Here is a 16,805-nt window from a genome sequence, read left to right on the forward strand (position 1 = left end):
CGCATCGACGCCCGGGCACCCTGATTACCTCTGACCGAGATGCTCTGATGACCACACAAAACCTGACTGTCCAGCCGTTACTCTTCCAGCCCTCATTTGAAGTCGTTCCGGACGATGAAGCGCAGACCGGCAAAGAGCTGGTCGAAGCCATGCACTCCATCCTCGAAACCACTTATCAAGATACGGGGCACGCCATTCGCAGTGTGCACGCCAAGGCTCACGGCTTGCTCCACGGTCAGATTCAGGTATACGGCGACCTGCCCGAGCCGTTGGCACAAGGTGCCTTTGCCACGCCCGGCAACTTTCCGGTGGTCATGCGCTTCTCGACCAACCCCGGCGACATTCTCGACGACAAGGTATCCACGCCCAGAGGCCTGGCCATCAAACTGGTCGGCGTCGAAGGCGCGCGCTTGCCTGGCAGCGCAGAGGCAACCACCCAGGACTTCGTCATGCAAAACGCCAAGGCCTTTACCGCCAAGGACCCCAAGGCCTTTCTGAAGACCTTGAAGTTGCTGGCCAAGACGACCGACAAGGCTCCGGGCATGAAACGCGCGCTGTCTGCCGTCCTGCGCGGCATCGAATCGGTGATCGAGTCGGCCGGGGGCGAAAGCGGCACACTGAGAAGCCTTGGCGGGCACCCGATGACCCACATTCTGGGCGAGACGTTCTACACCGTCGTACCTTTTCTGTACGGCCCCTACTACGCCAAACTCAGCGTCGTGCCTGTCTCCGCCGAGCTGATTGCGTTGACCGACAAGGCGCTGGACCTGAAAGACAACCCGGACGGTTTGCGCGAAGCGGTCAAGGCGTTCTTTCTTGAACACGACGCCAGCTGGGAGGTCCGCGTGCAACTGGCCACGGATCTGGAAAAAATGCCGATCGAGGACGCCTCGGCGATCTGGCCGGAAGATCTCAGCCCTTACGTGGCGGTCGCTCGAATCGATGTGCCACGCCAGTCGTCGTGGTCCGAGGAAAACGTCCAGGAAATCGACGAAGGCATGGCATTCAGCCCATGGCATGGCCTTGAGGCGCATCGTCCGCTGGGCGGCGTCATGCGCGTACGCAAACCTGCGTATGAGCACTCCGCGGGCTTTCGCAGTCAGCACAACGGCTGCCCGATGCATGAGCCAAAGCGCTGAGAACATGTGACAGCCAGTCCTGGCCCGCGCAGGTGGGACTGGACTGGATTCAGCCGGACTGAAAGACCATTAACTTCGGCTCGCTCTGAACCGATGTAAACAAAGCCACTGCCCTCTGCAATATCGGCCATCCTCCCCGATACACTGCGTGTAACCGACTTACTGTCGATCGTGATGCGATGGGCTCTTCAAGTGCTGGCCCCGGCTGCGTCTCGCGTACGTCGTAATTCTCATGCAAACGCTGGTCATCCTGCCCACTCACCGCTAGAATTGCGCACTTTTTGATCAGAGGCGCAGCAAGCGCCCAGTCAGCGCCTGCGCTTCGCGTCCGGGCGCCCTTCACGCCGAGGTTTGCCATGTCCACCGTCACCACGCCGTCCGCCCCCAAGGTTGGATTCGTTTCACTGGGTTGCCCAAAGGCACTCGTTGACTCCGAACGCATCCTGACCCAGTTGCGCATGGAAGGTTACGAAGTCGTTGCGACCTACGAGGACGCCGACGTGGTCGTGGTCAATACCTGTGGCTTCATCGATACGGCCAAGGCCGAGTCGCTGGAAGTGATCGGCGAAGCCATCAAGGAAAACGGCAAGGTCATCGTGACCGGCTGCATGGGCGTCGATGCCAGTGTGATTCGCAATGTGCATCCGAGCGTACTGTCGGTGACCGGCCCTCAGCAGTACGAGCAGGTGGTCAACGCCGTGCACGATGTGGTGCCGCCCCGCCACGATCACAATCCGTTGATCGACCTGGTGCCGCCACAAGGCGTCAAACTGACCCCGCGTCACTACGCGTATCTGAAAATTTCCGAAGGCTGTAACCACAGTTGCAGCTTCTGCATCATCCCGTCGATGCGCGGAAAGCTGGTCAGCCGCCCGGTGGGTGATGTACTGGACGAGGCCAAGCGCCTGGTCAAATCCGGTGTAAAGGAGCTGCTGGTCATTTCCCAGGACACCAGCGCCTATGGCGTTGACGTCAAATACCGCACCGGTTTCTGGGACGGTCAGCCGGTCAAAACCCGCATGACCGAGCTGTGCCAGGCGCTGGGCTCGATGGGCGTCTGGGTGCGCCTGCACTATGTCTACCCGTACCCGCACGTCGACGAACTGATCCCGTTGATGGCCGCTGGCAAGATCCTGCCGTACCTGGACATCCCGTTCCAGCACGCCAGCCCGAAAATCCTCAAGCTGATGAAGCGTCCGGCCTTCGAAGACAAGACCCTGGCACGCATCAAGAACTGGCGCGAGCAGTGCCCTGACCTGATCATCCGCTCGACCTTCATCGTCGGCTTTCCCGGCGAAACCGAAGAAGACTTCCAGTATCTGCTGGACTGGCTGACCGAAGCACAGCTGGACCGGGTTGGCTGCTTCCAGTACTCGCCGGTTGAGGGCGCGCCTGCCAATCTGCTGGACGCGGCCATCGTGCCGGACGACGTCAAGCAGGACCGCTGGGATCGTTTCATGGCTCATCAACAGGCGATCAGCGCTGCTCGCCTGCAGATGAAGATCGGCAAGGAAATCGAAGTGCTGATCGACGAAGTCGACGATCGGGGTGCCGTGGGCCGCTGCTTCTTCGACGCCCCGGAAATCGACGGCAACGTGTTCATCGGTCTGGAGGATGGCAGCACCGTTCAGCCTGGCGACAAGATCATGTGCCGGGTGACCGATGCAGACGAATACGACCTGTGGGCCGAGATGCTCTAAGCACCCTCCCTCGCCGCAAGCGAAAGCCCTGCCCTTAATCGGCAGGGCTTTTTTGTCTCTGGCTGTTGTCTATCCAGGACCGGCCGAATGGAGTACGCGAGATGCCGTTATATATACCGGATACCCACGATTACCCGGAATTGACCGAAGTATGGGAACGCTCGGTGCGCGCGACCCATGACTTTCTGCCAGACGCCTACATCACCCGGCTCAAGGGGTTGCTGCCGCAGTATCTGGGTAGCGTGAACCTATTCTGTACCCAGGATGAGCAGCTCAACATCACCGGCTTTGCGGGCACAAGCAAGACCAGGCTGGATATTCTGTTCATCGACCCTGACCACCGCGGCCAGAAGCTGGGCACGCAGTTGCTGACTCACGCAATCGAGCGGTTCAATATCCGCGAACTGGACGTCAACGAACAGAATACTCAGGCACTGGGGTTTTACCGCAGGCATGGTTTCGAGGTTGTCAGCCGCTCTGCAGTTGATGGTCTGGGCCAGCCTTACCCCATGCTCAGAATGCGTCTGACTGGCTGTGACTGACACCGATTGCAGCGCAAATGCAATGTTGCCGCGATTAACCGTCGCCGGGCGGTTACAATGGCGACTTTATTTTAGCAAACGGCTTTTTTGTCATGACAGACCCCATTCGCCTTTCCAAACGCCTCATCGAGCTGGTCGGTTGCTCCCGCCGGGAGGCCGAACTGTTTATCGAGGGTGGCTGGGTCACTGTGGACGGCGAGGTCATCGAAGAACCGCACTTCAAGGTCAGCACCCAGAAAATCGAGCTCAGCCCGGACGCCAAGGCCGACTCCCCGGAGCCTGTGACGATCATCCTGCACAAACCCGCCTCGGCAAGCGCCGAAGAGGCTTTGCAGATGATTACGCCGGGCACGCTTTCCGTAGAGCACAGCTACAGCAAGCGTCCGCTCAAGGGCCATTTCATGCGCCTCGAGGCGATTTCAAGCCTGCAGGCCAATGCCAGCGGCTTGATGGTGTTCAGCCAGGACTGGAAGATCCTGCGCAAGCTCACCGATGACCGCAGCAAGATCGAGCAGGAATACGTGGTGGAGATCTCGGGCGAGATGGTTGCCCATGGCCTCAACCGGCTGAACCACGGCCTGACCTACAAAGGCAAGGAACTGCCAGCCGTGAAGGCCAGCTGGCAGAACGAGAACCGTCTGCGCTTTGCGATGAAAAATCCGCAGCCCGGCATCATCGCCCTGCTGTGCGAGGCCGTCGGCCTGAAGATCGTCGCCATTCGCCGCATCCGTATCGGCGGCGTGTCCATGGGCAAACTGCCCGAGGGCCAGTGGCGCTACATGACGGCCAAGGAAAAGTTCTGACCCTCGCAGCACCCACCTTATTACAGCGCGCATGACCACCGTCATGCGCTGCCCTACGACTTATCAGGAAACACGCCTCATGATGAACAACGACGTACTGCGCAGCGTGCGCTACATGCTCGATATCAGCGACAGCAAGATTGTCGAGATCACCGCACTGACCGGTTTTGAAGTGTCGAAGAGCGATGTCATCGCCTTCATGAAAAAAGAGGAAGAAGAAGGCTACCTGGATTGCAGCGATGAAATCATGGCGCACTTCCTCGATGGCCTGGTCTACTTCAAGCGTGGCAAGGACGAAAGCCGTCCGCCACAGGCGATCGATTTGCCGATCACCAACAATATCGTTCTGAAAAAACTGCGCGTGGCGTTCGAACTGAAAGAAGACGATATGCACGCCATCCTCAAATCAGTCGACTTCCCGGTCTCCAAGCCGGAACTGAGCGCCCTGTTCCGCAAGGTCGGGCACACCAACTACCGGGCCTGCGGCGATCAACTGCTGCGCAACTTCCTCAAGGGCCTGACCCTGCGCGTGCGTGGCTGAACCTGACCCGATGAGCTACAACGTCTCGCCTGTCGGCTTCGTGCGCTCCTGCTTCAAGGAGAAATTCGCCATTCCGCGCCAGCCACAGCTGGCCCCGGCGGCACGCGGCGTGCTGGAGTTGGTGGCACCTTTCGATCAGGGTGAAGCCGTTCAGGGGCTGGAACAGGTCAGTCACGTCTGGCTGCTGTTTCTGTTCCACCTGGTGCTGGAAGACAAGCCACGCCTGAAGGTGCGCCCGCCGCGCCTGGGTGGCAACCAGTCGATGGGCGTGTTCGCTACCCGCGCCACCCATCGCCCCAATGGCATCGGCCAATCGGTGGTCAAGCTGGACAAGGTCGAAGCCGGGAGACTCTGGCTGTCCGGCATCGACCTGCTGGATGGCACGCCGGTGCTGGACATCAAGCCCTACGTGCCCTACGCCGATGCAATTGCCGACGCAACCAACCACATCGCCAGTGCCGCACCAGACCTGATACCGGTGCACTGGCAAGACGCCGCGCTGCGACAGGCTCGCGAACACGCACTGCGCCTGAATGAGCCACTGATCGAACTGATCGAGCAATGTCTGGCCCAGGACCCGCGCCCGGCCTACCAGCTCCCCACGCCGGAACGTCGCTATGGTGCTCAGTTCTGGGATCTGGACGTGCGCTGGCACTACCCGCAGGCCGGCGTGATCTGCGTGCTGGAAGTGCTGCTCGCCTGAAGCCGCTGCTTGTCTGACACGATCGAGGCGACAAACCCCGCGCAACAAAAACCCGCCTGATCCAATCAAGGACGAGGCGGGTCTTGTGCAGCCGGCTTACTTCTCGACGAAAGCACGCTCGATCAGATAGTCGCCCGGCTCACGCATACGCGGCGAAACGGTCAGGCCGAAGCTGTTGAGCACTTCGCTGGTCTCGTCGAGCATGCTCGGGCTGCCGCACAACATGGCACGGTCATCCTGCGGGTTGATCGGCGGCAGGCCGATGTCGCTGAACAGCTTGCCACTGCGCATCAGGTCGGTCAGACGGCCTTCGTTCTCGAAGGGCTCGCGGGTGACCGTCGGGTAGTAGATCAGCTTGTCACGCAGCGCTTCACCGAAGAACTCATTCTGCGGCAGGTGCTCGGTGATGAATTCGCGATAGGCGACTTCGTTCACGTAACGCACACCGTGGCAGAGGATGACTTTCTCGAAACGCTCGTAGGTCTCGGGATCCTGGATGACACTCATGAACGGAGCAAGGCCGGTACCGGTGCTCAGCAGGTAAAGATGCTTGCCCGGCTTGAGATCGTCCAGCACCAGCGTGCCCGTAGGCTTCTTGCTGATGATGATCTCGTCGCCTTCCTTGAGGTGCTGCAACTGGGAAGTCAGCGGGCCGTCCGGCACCTTGATGCTGAAGAATTCCAGATGCTCTTCCCAGTTCGGGCTGGCAATCGAGTAGGCGCGCATGAGCGGACGACCGTTTGGCTGCTGCAGACCGATCATCACGAACTGACCGTTCTCGAAACGCAAACCAGGGTCGCGGGTGCACTTGAAACTGAAGAGGGTGTCGTTCCAGTGGTGGACGCTGAGGACACGCTCGTGGTTCATGTTGCTCATGTACGTGAGGACTCCTGAAAAAATAGTGCGCGCAGAAGCACTGCGCTATTGCGCGACATTCTAGTGGCAGACACAATATCTGTTAAATGAATTATCAAGATATAGGTTATCGGTTATATAGATATGCGATTTACTCTCCGTCAGCTCCAGGTATTTGTTGCCGTCGCACGGCAGGAAAGCGTCTCCAAGGCCGCGGTCCTGCTGTCGCTTTCGCAGTCGGCCGCCAGCACCTCCATCACCGAGTTGGAGCGCCAGTCGAGCTGCCAGCTGTTTGACCGCGCCGGCAAGCGGCTCAGCCTCAACGCCACGGGCAGACAATTGCTGCCGCAAGCCGTCGCGCTGCTCGATCAGGCCAAGGAAATCGAAGACCTGCTCAATGGTAAATCAGGCTTCGGCTCACTGGCGGTCGGCGCTACGCTGACGATCGGCAATTACCTGGCGACCCTGCTGATCGGCGGCTACATGCAGCGGCACCCGGAGAGCCAGGTCAAGCTGCACGTCCAGAACACCGCGCATATCGTGCAACAGGTTGCTCACTACGAGATAGATCTGGGCCTTATCGAAGGCGATTGCAGCCATCCGGACATCGAAGTGCAATCCTGGGTCGAAGACGAACTTGTGGTGTTCTGCGCCCCGCAGCATCCGTTGGCCAAACGCCCCCAGGTAACGCTGGAGGAACTGACTCATGAAGCCTGGATCCTGCGGGAACAGGGCTCAGGCACACGCCTGACATTCGACCAGGCCATGCGTCATCATCGTAACGGGCTGAACGTCCGACTGGAGCTAGAGCACACCGAGGCCATCAAACGCGCAGTCGAATCCGGGCTGGGCATTGGCTGCATCTCCAGGCTGGCGCTGCGCGACGCCTTTCGGCGCGGCAATCTGGTGGAACTGGCCACGCCGGAGCTGGATCTGGCCAGGCAGTTCTACTTCATCTGGCACAAACAGAAATACCAGACCTCGGCCATGCGCGAGTTTCTCGAACTGTGCCGCGCCTTCACCGCCGGGGCTCAGCGCAGCGACGAGATCGTGCTGCCAAGCCTGTATTGACGAGTCTGTACGAAAGGCGTCAGCCCAGCAGAATGATTGCCCAGACCAGACCGATCATGCTCAGGGCGATGAACTGGGCAGCACTGCCCATGTCCTTGGCGTTCTTGGACAGCGGGTGCAGGTCCAGGGAGATACGGTCAATGGCCGCCTCTACGGCCGAATTGAGCAGCTCGACGATCAGCGCCAGCAGGCATACAGCAACCAGCAGGGCATGCTCGCCCTTGCTGACGTGCAGAAAAAACGACAGCGGAATCAGGACCACGTTGAGCAGTACCAACTGGCGGAAAGCCGCTTCACCTTTGTAGGCTGCGCGCATACCGTCCAGTGAATAACCAGCGGCGTTAAGAATACGTTTCAGACCGGTTTGGCCTTTGAAGGGCGACATAGAGAGGCTGCTGTGTAAAAAGATGAGGAAAGCTAAGGCAATAAAGGTCAAAAAAGCGTGAATGCTCGCAACCTGAAAGCCGTCAGCTGGATGAAATGGACTCAAGCTGTTGTAACAACAATGCTGCCTGGGTACGCGTGCGTACTCCAAGCTTGCGGAAAATCGCCGTGACATGTGCCTTGATGGTGGCTTCGGACACACTGAGCTCAGAAGCAATCTGCTTGTTCAGCAAACCTTCACAGACCATCGTCAACACTCGAAACTGCTGCGGCGTGAGGCTGGCAAGGCCTGCGCTGGCAGCTTTCGCCTCGTCTGAAACACTGATCACTTCATTGACCTGCGGCGGCCACCAGACGTCACCATCGAGCACTGTGCGGACCGCCTGCTGAATCACTTCCAGCGAGCTGGATTTGGGAATGAAGCCACTGGCACCAAACTCTCTGGAACGTACCACGATGGAGGCTTCTTCCTGCGCCGAGACCATCACCACCGGTATCTGCGGGTACTGGCCACGCAACAGGACCAGCCCGGAGAAGCCATAGGCGCCAGGCATGTTCAGGTCCAGCAGAACCAGGTCCCAATCAGCCTTCTCCCCCAGGCGCGATTCGAGCTGGGCAATGCTTTCTGCCTCGACCAGCCGTGCGTCAGGCCCCAGGCCGATGCTCAGCGCCTGATGCAGCGCACTGCGAAACAGGGGATGATCATCAGCGATCAGGATGTCGTAGGTCATGTAATGATCCTGTTTTTATAGTGAGGGGCCGAAGAATCGGCCGCCCAGCGAGGCTGGCGAACGCGCAGTGCGAAACCCCATAGCGGGCCCCGGCGCACCGCCAGACCACATGAATCGGCTTCCAGGCGGCGCCAAGCATGCCCAGCATGGCCATGACGGTCAAGCGCGAAGCGTCGATACCAGGGAACATGGATGGCAATTAGCCAAACCAGCGCAGTTCTGCCGCCCTTGTCCATGAAAAGCCTTCAAATGAACGCCTTCAAATGGGTATGCGCAGCGTCGTCGGAATCAATCGGATTCTGGTACTTGGCGCCCAGATAATGGGCGCTGAACACGTCCAGATAAGCATCCAGCACTCCGCTGGCACTGGCGTCACCGGCCAGTTCCAGACAGAGGGCGGCCACTTCCGCCGTGCAGAAGTGATCATCGCGCCTCGATCGACGCAAACGGTAGCGCGAGATCTGCTCGGGCTCCAGACTCAATACCGGAAACCGCTCCAGATACGGGCTCTTGCGAAACATCTTGCGTGCTTCGGTCCAGGTGGCGTCCAGCAGAATGAACAGCGGACGCTTGCCATCCAGGCATGCAACCTTGTTCACCACGCGCTCTTCGGCAACAAACTCTCCGGGAAAGACGATGTAGGGCTGCCACTGCGGGTCGTCCAGCAAGGCGAGCAATTGCTCATCGACCTCTATCCGTGACCAGAGGAAGGCATGAGTGTCCTTGATGACATCGGCTATCAGCCAGCCGGTGTTGGTCGGCTTCAAGGGCTCGGTGTCATACATCAGCAGGCAGATGCCCGACTCGGCAGCGACGCTGGGCCGCCATTCGCACAGACAATAGCTGGAGATCACCCGGCATTCCGGGCAGCGCGGCGCGCGCGAGCCACGGGCAATAAAAGGCCTGGTACTGCGGGCCAGACGCTCATCGCGCAGGCGGGAAACGGCATGGCTCATTACAGGACACGCCTGCGGGGGAAATACATCGACACCACAAAGACTCGGCAGGATTAAAGTCCGCGCAGTTTATCAGAGCCCCGGCACTTCAACGCGCTTTCGGTCCGGCCGCCTCTTTTCATACAGAGTCTAGGCCCGATGAAGACTCCTGCTCTATACTTCTGCGCCATCGCACCCCGCGCTATCGGTGGGCTGCCCGGAACGCACTTTGAAGTCGCTGGTCCAACGGCCAGTTACTTAATCAGGAGAGTTTAATGCTGCGCCTTATCGTACCCACCCTTACGCTTTTGCTCGTTGCTCCACTGTGCGCCCAGGCGGCGTCGAAACAGGAGTTCGAACTCAGCAAGATGCTGGAAAAAGTCGCTAAGGAAAGCAGTGTCGGCACGCCGAGAGCGATCAACGAAGACATCCTTGATCAGGGCTATACCGTCAGCGGCAACCAGCTGATCAACCACCTGAGCGTTCGTGAAGGCCAGGCTCAGCAGATGCGCGCCAATCCGGATGTGATGCGCAACCAGCTGGGCAATAGCGTTTGCCACAACAACGGCTTCCGCCAGTTGATGACCAAGGGTGCCGTACTCAAGTATCAGTTCACCGAGTACAAGACCAACCGCCCGGTTGTGACGCAGACCTTTCAGGCTTCCGACTGCACTGTAAAGCCCAAGCAATAAGCCACACCCGACATTTAGCCGCCCCCCCACGCGCGCCTGTCTCTCAGGCGCGTCAGTCGAGCAATACTCAAGACATCCTGCAACTCATCCACCCGTGCAATGAGCAGGGAATGGGTAGCCTTTCTGTGCAAACCGGGACATCATCGATTCAACACGCCCCAACAGGCCATTGACTCTGCAGGAGGAAAAATCCCGAATGCCGTATGTACCTGACGATCTTCTATCCCGACACTTTCAAAGCAACGGCCTCGACCTGACCAGCAAGATCGAAGAGCACATCAATGAGGTGGCTCCGGGCACGAAAAACCTGCCGCTGTACCGCGACATGATGCTCACGGTGCTGCGCATGGCCCAGGACGACCGCAACCGCTGGGACGTCAAGATAACGCTGCAAACCCTGCGCGAACTGGACAAGGCCTTTCGAGTGCTCGAACGCTTCAAGGGCCGCCGTAAAGTCACCGTATTCGGCTCCGCTCGTACGCCGACGGAACATCCGCTGTACGCACAGGCCATGGAACTGGGTGAAAAGCTGGCCCGCTCCGACATGATGGTCATCACCGGCGCAGGCGGCGGCATCATGGCGGCAGCCCATGCCGGTGCAGGCTTGAAGCACAGCCTTGGGTTCAACATTACCCTGCCCTTCGAACAGCATGCCAACCCCACCGTAGAGGGCAGCGAAAACCTGCTGCCTTTCCACTTCTTCTTCACGCGCAAGCTGTTCTTCGTCAAGGAAGCCGACGCGCTGGTGCTGTGCCCCGGCGGCTTCGGAACTCTGGATGAAGCGCTGGAAGTGCTGACGCTGATACAAACCGGCAAAAGCCCGTTGGTACCCGTCGTATTACTGGACACGCTTGGCGGGAGCTTCTGGCAAGGTGCGCTGGACTTTATCAAGCATCAGTTGCAGGACAATCACTACATTCTGCCAGCCGACATGAAGCTGATGAGGCTGGTGTACAGCGCCGACGAAGCGGTGGAAGAGATCAACCAGTTTTATGCCAACTTCCATTCCAGCCGCTGGCTGAAAAACAAGTTCGTTATCCGTATGCATCATGCGCTGAACGAGCAAGCCCTGGAGCACATGCAGGAAGCTTTCGCTGACCTGTGCATCAATGAAAACTTTCATCAGCACAGTTATCAGGGCGAAGAGCACGATGAAGCGCAATTCAGTCACCTGACACGACTGGCGTTCACCTTCACAGGACGCAATCAGGGCAGGCTTCGAGAACTGGTGGATTACATCAATCAACAGGAAAACTGGGAAGACGCTTCAGCGGCGAAGGACTCGGTTCAGAGACGGGCGCCAGAGTAAGCGCCCTGATATATCAGTCATCCCCGCCACGGCCGCTTAACAGGCGGCCGATCATTTCCAGCGGATAGCCGCGATAACTCAGAAACCGTCCCTGTTTGGCTCGCTCGCGCGCATCGGCGGGCAAGGCACCGGCAAACTTGCGCTGCCAAAGCTCGTGAAGCTTCTCCTGCCAGTCCACGCCACACTCCCTGAGCGCCTGCTCGATGTCGGAACGTTGCAAGCCACGCTGACCAAGCTCTTCGCGAATACGGACAGGACCGTAGCCCGAACGTGCCCGGTAAGAAACGAAGCTTTCAAGGTAACGGGACTCGGAGAGCAAGCCTTCCTCGACCAGACGATCAAGGGCTGCATCGATAAGCTCGGGGGGAGCGCCGCGCTGACGCAGTTTACGCGTCAGCTCGACTCGACCGTGCTCGCGACGTGCGAGCAGGTCCATTGCAGTGCGCCTGACGGCGACAGGTGTATCAAGCACGGCAGGCATGGCTATCAGATATCGACATCTGCTTCAGACATATCATCGGCAGCCACTGCTTCACGGGAGCCGACAGCCTTGGTATCGACGCCTGGGGTCAGCAACTTGTCGCGGATCTGCTTCTCGAGCGCTTTGCAGATTTCCGGATTATCTGCCAGGAACTTGGCCGAGTTAGCCTTGCCCTGACCAATCTTGCTGCCCTGGTAGCTGTACCAGGCACCGGACTTCTCGACAAAACCATGCAGAACGGCCAGATCGACGATTTCACCGTTCAGGTAGATACCCTTGCCGTAAAGAATCTGGAACTCGGCCTGACGGAACGGCGGAGCTACCTTGTTCTTCACAACCTTGACGCGGGTTTCGCTGCCGACAACTTCATCGCCTTCCTTGACCGCGCCTGTACGGCGGATGTCCAGACGTACCGAAGCGTAGAACTTAAGCGCGTTACCACCGGTGGTGGTTTCCGGGCTACCGAACATCACGCCGATCTTCATACGGATCTGGTTGATGAAGATCACCAGGCAGTTGGCGTTCTTGATGTTGCCGGTGATCTTGCGCAGGGCCTGCGACATCAGACGCGCCTGCAGACCCACGTGCATGTCACCCATTTCGCCTTCGATCTCTGCCTTCGGCACCAGCGCAGCAACGGAGTCGACCACGATCACGTCGATGGCATTGGAACGCACCAGCATGTCGGTGATTTCCAGCGCCTGCTCACCGGTGTCCGGCTGCGAAACCAGCAGGTCGTCGACGTTGACGCCCAGTTTGCCGGCGTATTCCGGATCCAGTGCGTGCTCGGCGTCGACAAAGGCACAGGTAGCGCCCATTTTCTGGGCCTGAGCGATGACCGACAGCGTCAGTGTGGTTTTACCGGAAGACTCAGGACCGTAGATTTCCACGATCCGGCCTTTCGGCAGACCACCAATACCAAGTGCGATATCCAGACCCAGCGAACCGGTGGAGATGGCAGGGATCGCCTGGCGATCGTGATCGCCCATGCGCATCACGGCACCTTTACCGAACTGACGCTCGATCTGACCCAAGGCCGCAGCCAAGGCTTTCTTCTTGTTGTCGTCCATTGAAGTCCTCACGTAATCAAATTCAATTAGGGCCTTGATGGCCGCAACACCTGTATAAGTAGACAGTATTATTCCACAGCAGTGAGCGCGCGCCTACCCCTGTTTTGGCATTTCTCCGCGTGCAAGCTGTATCAGCCCGTGCAGCGCGGCTTCGACCGCCTGTCGACGGACCTGATCACGGTCGCCATCGAAGTGGCAACACCGGGCGATCAGCGCCTCATCCTTGCCCCAGCACAGCCACACGGTACCGACCGGTTTGTCCGGCGAACCGCCGCCGGGCCCTGCGACACCGCTGACCGCGACGGCGAATCGTGCACCACTTTCACGCTGTGCGCCTTGCATCATGGCTTCGACAACCGCCTGACTGACCGCTCCGACCTGTGCGAACAACCCCTCGGGCACCCCTAACTGCCGGGTCTTCTGGGCATTCGAATAGGTTACGTAGCCGGCTTCGAACCACGCCGAGCTGCCGGCAATGCGCGTGATCGCTTCAGCGATTCCGCCCCCGGTACAGGATTCGGCCGTCGTCACTTGAGCGTTCATTGCATCGAGAAGCCTGCCAAGCGTATCGGCAAGCCCGGTTATCTCATCCACGGTGTCCTCATTCATGCTGGAAGGCCTGTAAAAGTGAATCCTGAGGCAGCGCGCGCCCCTTGCTGAGGGGCTGTGCCTGCCGATTTATCGATCATTTTTCCCGCGCCCAGGCTTTTTGACCGTTTCCACCGTGGTTTCTCTCGGCCTTTTTCGGGCTTCTTCCAGGGGGATGAAGCGCCCGTTGACGGAGTCCCTTGCTCGTCTGTTCTTCATATAAAAGTCCTTTTTTATAAATGACCGCCCGGTGATCGGGTGGCAGCGATGAAAGTCTATACGGCAAATCGAGGTTGATGGCTGCCGGGAAACGACCAGTCACCAATTCGGGGCCAGGCAACGCTGTAACTGCACCACCCGGTCGAGCGTGATAACCTTGCGCCCATCGCACATACCCGGCAGACGCCCCTTGATTCAGACAGGGACTACCCGTCACGCCCGAAGGTTGCCTCACTCCTCTCAAGAACTTGCCTAAGCCACTGATGAACAAAGCAATTTCCGACCTCTCCGCACACACGCCGATGATGCAGCAGTACTGGAAACTCAAAAACCAGCACCTGGATCAACTGATGTTTTATCGCATGGGCGATTTCTACGAGATCTTCTATGAAGACGCGAAGAAAGCCGCCAAGCTGCTGGACATAACCCTGACCGCACGCGGCCAGTCGGCAGGCCAGAGCATTCCCATGTGCGGGATTCCCTACCATGCGGCCGAGGGTTATCTGGCCAAACTGGTGAAGCTGGGCGAATCGGTGGTGATCTGCGAGCAGATCGGCGACCCGGCCACCAGCAAGGGGCCGGTGGATCGTCAGGTGGTGCGGATCATCACGCCAGGGACGATCAGCGATGAGGCCCTGCTCGACGAGCGCAGGGATAACCTGATTGCCGCCGTGCTGGGTGACGAACGCCTGTTCGGCCTCGCGGTGCTGGATATCACCAGTGGCAACTTCAGTGTGCTGGAGATCAAGGGTTGGGAGAACCTGCTGGCCGAGCTTGAACGGATCAATCCGGTCGAGCTGTTGATTCCGGATGACTGGCCGCAAGGCCTGCCTGCCGAGAAGCGCCGCGGTTCTCGACGTCGAGCACCCTGGGATTTCGAGCGCGACTCAGCCCATAAAAGTCTGTGTCAGCAGTTTGCAACCCAGGACCTGAAGGGTTTCGGTTGCGAAAACCTGACGCTGGCCATCGGTGCTGCCGGCTGCCTGCTCAGCTACGCCAAGGAAACCCAGCGTACCGCCCTGCCCCATTTACGCAGCCTGCGTCACGAACGTCTCGACGATACCGTGATCCTCGATGCCGCCAGTCGCCGTAACCTGGAACTGGACACCAACCTTTCCGGGGGCCGTGACAATACCCTGCAATCGGTCATGGACCGCTGCCAGACCGCGATGGGCACGCGGCTGCTGACCCGCTGGCTGAACCGGCCATTGCGCGACCTGACCATCCTTCAGGCACGCCAGACGTCGATCACCTGCTTTCTGGAACGCTATCGCTTCGAAAACCTGCAGCCACAGCTCAAGGAAATCGGCGATATCGAACGGATTCTGGCGCGTATCGGCCTGCGTAACGCGCGGCCACGCGACCTCGCCCGCCTGCGCGACGCCTTAAGCGCCCTGCCCGAGCTGCAACAGGCGATGACCGATCTGGATGCGCCGCATCTGCAGCAACTTGCGCAGACAGCCAGCACCTATCCCGAGCTGGCCGACTTGCTGCAGCGCGCGATCATCGACAATCCGCCAGCCGTCATCCGTGACGGAGGCGTTTTGAAGACTGGCTACGACGCCGAACTGGATGACCTGCAATCGCTGAGTGAAAACGCCGGTCAGTTCCTGATCGACCTGGAAGCCCGCGAAAAAGCCCGTACCGGCCTTGGCAACCTGAAGGTCGGCTACAACCGTGTGCACGGCTACTTTATCGAACTGCCAAGCAAGCAGGCCGAGCAGGCGCCGGCCGACTACATACGCCGCCAGACTCTTAAGGGTGCCGAGCGCTTTATCACGCCCGAGCTCAAGGAGTTCGAGGACAAGGCGTTGTCGGCCAAGAGCCGGGCGCTGGCACGGGAAAAGATGCTCTACGAAGCGCTGCTCGAAGACCTGATCGGTCATCTTGCACCGCTTCAGGATACGGCAGCGGCCCTGGCCGAACTGGACGTACTGAGCAACCTTGCCGAGCGCGCGCTGAATCTGGACCTCAATTGCCCACGCTTTGTCGCCGAACCCTGCATGCGTATCGAGCAGGGCCGTCATCCGGTCGTCGAACAGGTCCTGAGCACGCCTTTCGTTGCCAACGACCTGGCGCTGGACGACAGCACTCGCATGCTGGTCATCACCGGCCCGAACATGGGTGGTAAATCGACCTACATGCGTCAGACGGCACTGATTGTGCTGCTGGCCCATATCGGCAGTTTCGTACCCGCCGCCAGCTGCGAATTGTCACTGGTCGACCGGATCTTCACCCGCATCGGCTCCAGCGACGACCTGGCGGGCGGGCGCTCGACGTTCATGGTCGAAATGAGCGAAACGGCAAACATCCTGCACAATGCCACCGATAAAAGTCTGGTGCTGATGGACGAAGTCGGGCGCGGAACCAGTACCTTCGACGGTCTTTCGCTGGCCTGGGCAGCGGCTGAATGTCTCGCGCAACTGCGCGCATACACACTGTTCGCCACGCACTATTTCGAACTGACGGTGTTGCCGGAAAGCGAACCGCTGGTGACCAATGTGCACCTCAACGCCACCGAGCATAATGAGCGCATCGTGTTCCTGCACCGCGTACTGCCGGGGCCTGCGAGCCAGAGCTACGGTCTGGCCGTGGCACAACTGGCCGGCGTGCCGGGCAAAGTCATCAGCCGCGCCAAGGAGCACTTGCAGCGCCTGGAAACCACCAGCCTGCCGCATGAGCAGCCGCGCGCAAAACCCGGCAAGCCAGCGGTCCCGCAACAGAGCGATATGTTCGCAAGTCTGCCGCACCCGGTGCTCGACGAGCTGTCGAAGGTCAAGGTCGACGATATGACCCCGCGACAGGCGCTGGATTTGCTATACACATTGCAAACTCGCCTGTGACGCGAAGCGTTACATACTGTTAGAATCCCGCGCGGTTTGGGACGCTCTCGGCTTTTAGCCTGGTCGAGGCGTTTTTCGAGCCGCGTGAAAATGCAGCGAACCACCGGTAGGTAGCAGGGGCAGGTAGCAAACGACGCAGTCTTGCTGTCTCAAGGCCGCCTACCAAAAGCACGTGTTTTCATAGGGCCGGGAAACCTCC

At 59.3% G+C, this 16,805-nt stretch carries 17 protein-coding genes; 10 read left to right on the forward strand and 7 right to left on the reverse strand.

Going from position 1 to position 16,805, the window contains the following annotated elements; all coding sequences use genetic code 11:
* Positions 1-47 precede the first annotated feature (47 nt).
* The 6 genes from BLR20_RS08590 to tsaA all read left to right on the forward strand — a co-directional run bounded on the left by BLR20_RS08590 (position 48) and on the right by tsaA (position 5,428).
* Positions 48-1,139, forward strand: a complete 1,092-nt coding sequence (locus BLR20_RS08590; protein WP_054994268.1) for a catalase family protein — start codon at positions 48-50, stop codon at positions 1,137-1,139.
* 356 nt (positions 1,140-1,495) lie between these two features.
* Positions 1,496-2,839 (forward strand): 30S ribosomal protein S12 methylthiotransferase RimO, encoded by a 1,344-nt coding sequence (rimO, locus tag BLR20_RS08600; protein ID WP_010432259.1) that lies wholly within the window; start codon positions 1,496-1,498, stop codon positions 2,837-2,839.
* 101 nt (positions 2,840-2,940) lie between these two features.
* On the forward strand, positions 2,941-3,381 hold the full coding sequence (locus BLR20_RS08605; protein WP_054994269.1) for a GNAT family N-acetyltransferase: 441 nt from the start codon (positions 2,941-2,943) through the stop codon (positions 3,379-3,381).
* A 92-nt stretch (positions 3,382-3,473) separates the two neighbouring features.
* The gene (locus BLR20_RS08610) at positions 3,474-4,184 is read left to right on the forward strand and encodes an rRNA pseudouridine synthase (RefSeq protein WP_003339519.1); all 711 of its coding nucleotides are present in this window, start codon (positions 3,474-3,476) and stop codon (positions 4,182-4,184) included.
* Positions 4,185-4,263: 79 nt separating this feature from the next.
* Positions 4,264-4,725: a YehS family protein gene (locus tag BLR20_RS08615; RefSeq protein ID WP_003314340.1), complete on the forward strand. Its 462-nt coding sequence runs from the start codon at positions 4,264-4,266 to the stop codon at positions 4,723-4,725.
* A 10-nt stretch (positions 4,726-4,735) separates the two neighbouring features.
* Positions 4,736-5,428, forward strand: a complete 693-nt coding sequence (gene tsaA, locus BLR20_RS08620; RefSeq protein ID WP_054994270.1) for a tRNA (N6-threonylcarbamoyladenosine(37)-N6)-methyltransferase TrmO — start codon at positions 4,736-4,738, stop codon at positions 5,426-5,428.
* A gap of 96 nt (positions 5,429-5,524) precedes the next feature.
* On the opposite strand, the gene fpr is transcribed toward tsaA, so the two are convergent.
* A complete protein-coding gene (fpr, locus tag BLR20_RS08625) occupies positions 5,525-6,304 on the reverse strand; it encodes a ferredoxin-NADP reductase (RefSeq protein WP_002554680.1) in 780 nt (259 codons plus the stop codon).
* 123 nt (positions 6,305-6,427) lie between these two features.
* On the opposite strand from fpr, the gene BLR20_RS08630 reads away from it, so the two are divergent.
* Positions 6,428-7,354 (forward strand): LysR family transcriptional regulator, encoded by a 927-nt coding sequence (locus BLR20_RS08630; protein ID WP_010432271.1) that lies wholly within the window; start codon positions 6,428-6,430, stop codon positions 7,352-7,354.
* 19 nt (positions 7,355-7,373) lie between these two features.
* Here the strand turns inward: BLR20_RS08630 and BLR20_RS08635 are convergent, their stop codons facing one another.
* From BLR20_RS08635 to BLR20_RS08650, 3 genes are all read right to left on the reverse strand, one after another.
* On the reverse strand, positions 7,374-7,739 hold the full coding sequence (locus tag BLR20_RS08635) for a diacylglycerol kinase (protein ID WP_010432274.1): 366 nt from the start codon (positions 7,737-7,739) through the stop codon (positions 7,374-7,376).
* Between the two features lie 82 nt (positions 7,740-7,821).
* A complete protein-coding gene (gene erdR / locus BLR20_RS08640) occupies positions 7,822-8,469 on the reverse strand; it encodes a response regulator transcription factor ErdR (RefSeq protein WP_003319664.1) in 648 nt (215 codons plus the stop codon).
* Positions 8,470-8,714: 245 nt separating this feature from the next.
* Positions 8,715-9,425, reverse strand: a complete 711-nt coding sequence (locus BLR20_RS08650; RefSeq protein ID WP_010432280.1) for a tRNA-uridine aminocarboxypropyltransferase — start codon at positions 9,423-9,425, stop codon at positions 8,715-8,717.
* A gap of 254 nt (positions 9,426-9,679) precedes the next feature.
* Here BLR20_RS08650 and BLR20_RS08655 point away from each other — a divergent pair, with 254 nt between their 5' ends.
* The gene (locus BLR20_RS08655; protein ID WP_003314332.1) at positions 9,680-10,096 is read left to right on the forward strand and encodes a quorum-sensing-regulated virulence factor family protein; all 417 of its coding nucleotides are present in this window, start codon (positions 9,680-9,682) and stop codon (positions 10,094-10,096) included.
* A gap of 196 nt (positions 10,097-10,292) precedes the next feature.
* Positions 10,293-11,405 (forward strand): LOG family protein, encoded by a 1,113-nt coding sequence (locus BLR20_RS08660; protein WP_010432284.1) that lies wholly within the window; start codon positions 10,293-10,295, stop codon positions 11,403-11,405.
* 13 nt (positions 11,406-11,418) lie between these two features.
* Here BLR20_RS08660 and recX read toward each other — a convergent pair whose 3' ends face one another.
* The 3 genes from recX to BLR20_RS08675 form a co-directional block, all read right to left on the reverse strand.
* Positions 11,419-11,886, reverse strand: a complete 468-nt coding sequence (gene recX, locus BLR20_RS08665) for a recombination regulator RecX (RefSeq protein ID WP_010432287.1) — start codon at positions 11,884-11,886, stop codon at positions 11,419-11,421.
* 5 nt (positions 11,887-11,891) lie between these two features.
* Entirely contained in the window at positions 11,892-12,956 is a 1,065-nt protein-coding gene (gene recA / locus BLR20_RS08670; protein ID WP_002554688.1) for a recombinase RecA, read from the reverse strand.
* Between the two features lie 93 nt (positions 12,957-13,049).
* Complete coding sequence (locus tag BLR20_RS08675) at positions 13,050-13,550, reverse strand: CinA family protein (protein WP_032616134.1); 501 nt, start codon at positions 13,548-13,550, stop codon at positions 13,050-13,052.
* A gap of 488 nt (positions 13,551-14,038) precedes the next feature.
* Between BLR20_RS08675 and mutS the strand changes: the two genes are divergently transcribed.
* Positions 14,039-16,606, forward strand: a complete 2,568-nt coding sequence (mutS, locus tag BLR20_RS08680) for a DNA mismatch repair protein MutS (RefSeq protein ID WP_162235677.1) — start codon at positions 14,039-14,041, stop codon at positions 16,604-16,606.
* The last annotated feature ends 199 nt before the right edge of the window (positions 16,607-16,805 follow it).

This window comes from Pseudomonas congelans (assembly GCF_900103225.1).
GTDB classification, from domain to species: Bacteria; Pseudomonadota; Gammaproteobacteria; order Pseudomonadales; family Pseudomonadaceae; genus Aquipseudomonas; species Aquipseudomonas congelans.

What these genes read in the sequence shown, in the direction of transcription:
- BLR20_RS08590 (WP_054994268.1), top strand. Translation starts at nt 48, where the DNA reads ATGACCACACAAAACCTGACTGTCCAGCCGTTACTCTTCCAGCCCTCA.
- rimO (WP_010432259.1), top strand. Translation starts at nt 1,496, where the DNA reads ATGTCCACCGTCACCACGCCGTCCGCCCCCAAGGTTGGATTCGTTTCA.
- BLR20_RS08605 (WP_054994269.1), top strand. Translation starts at nt 2,941, where the DNA reads ATGCCGTTATATATACCGGATACCCACGATTACCCGGAATTGACCGAA.
- BLR20_RS08610 (WP_003339519.1), top strand. Translation starts at nt 3,474, where the DNA reads ATGACAGACCCCATTCGCCTTTCCAAACGCCTCATCGAGCTGGTCGGT.
- BLR20_RS08615 (WP_003314340.1), top strand. Translation starts at nt 4,264, where the DNA reads ATGATGAACAACGACGTACTGCGCAGCGTGCGCTACATGCTCGATATC.
- tsaA (WP_054994270.1), top strand. Translation starts at nt 4,736, where the DNA reads ATGAGCTACAACGTCTCGCCTGTCGGCTTCGTGCGCTCCTGCTTCAAG.
- fpr (WP_002554680.1), bottom strand. Translation starts at nt 6,304, where the DNA reads ATGAGCAACATGAACCACGAGCGTGTCCTCAGCGTCCACCACTGGAAC.
- BLR20_RS08630 (WP_010432271.1), top strand. Translation starts at nt 6,428, where the DNA reads ATGCGATTTACTCTCCGTCAGCTCCAGGTATTTGTTGCCGTCGCACGG.
- BLR20_RS08635 (WP_010432274.1), bottom strand. Translation starts at nt 7,739, where the DNA reads ATGTCGCCCTTCAAAGGCCAAACCGGTCTGAAACGTATTCTTAACGCC.
- erdR (WP_003319664.1), bottom strand. Translation starts at nt 8,469, where the DNA reads ATGACCTACGACATCCTGATCGCTGATGATCATCCCCTGTTTCGCAGT.
- BLR20_RS08650 (WP_010432280.1), bottom strand. Translation starts at nt 9,425, where the DNA reads ATGAGCCATGCCGTTTCCCGCCTGCGCGATGAGCGTCTGGCCCGCAGT.
- BLR20_RS08655 (WP_003314332.1), top strand. Translation starts at nt 9,680, where the DNA reads ATGCTGCGCCTTATCGTACCCACCCTTACGCTTTTGCTCGTTGCTCCA.
- BLR20_RS08660 (WP_010432284.1), top strand. Translation starts at nt 10,293, where the DNA reads ATGCCGTATGTACCTGACGATCTTCTATCCCGACACTTTCAAAGCAAC.
- recX (WP_010432287.1), bottom strand. Translation starts at nt 11,886, where the DNA reads ATGCCTGCCGTGCTTGATACACCTGTCGCCGTCAGGCGCACTGCAATG.
- recA (WP_002554688.1), bottom strand. Translation starts at nt 12,956, where the DNA reads ATGGACGACAACAAGAAGAAAGCCTTGGCTGCGGCCTTGGGTCAGATC.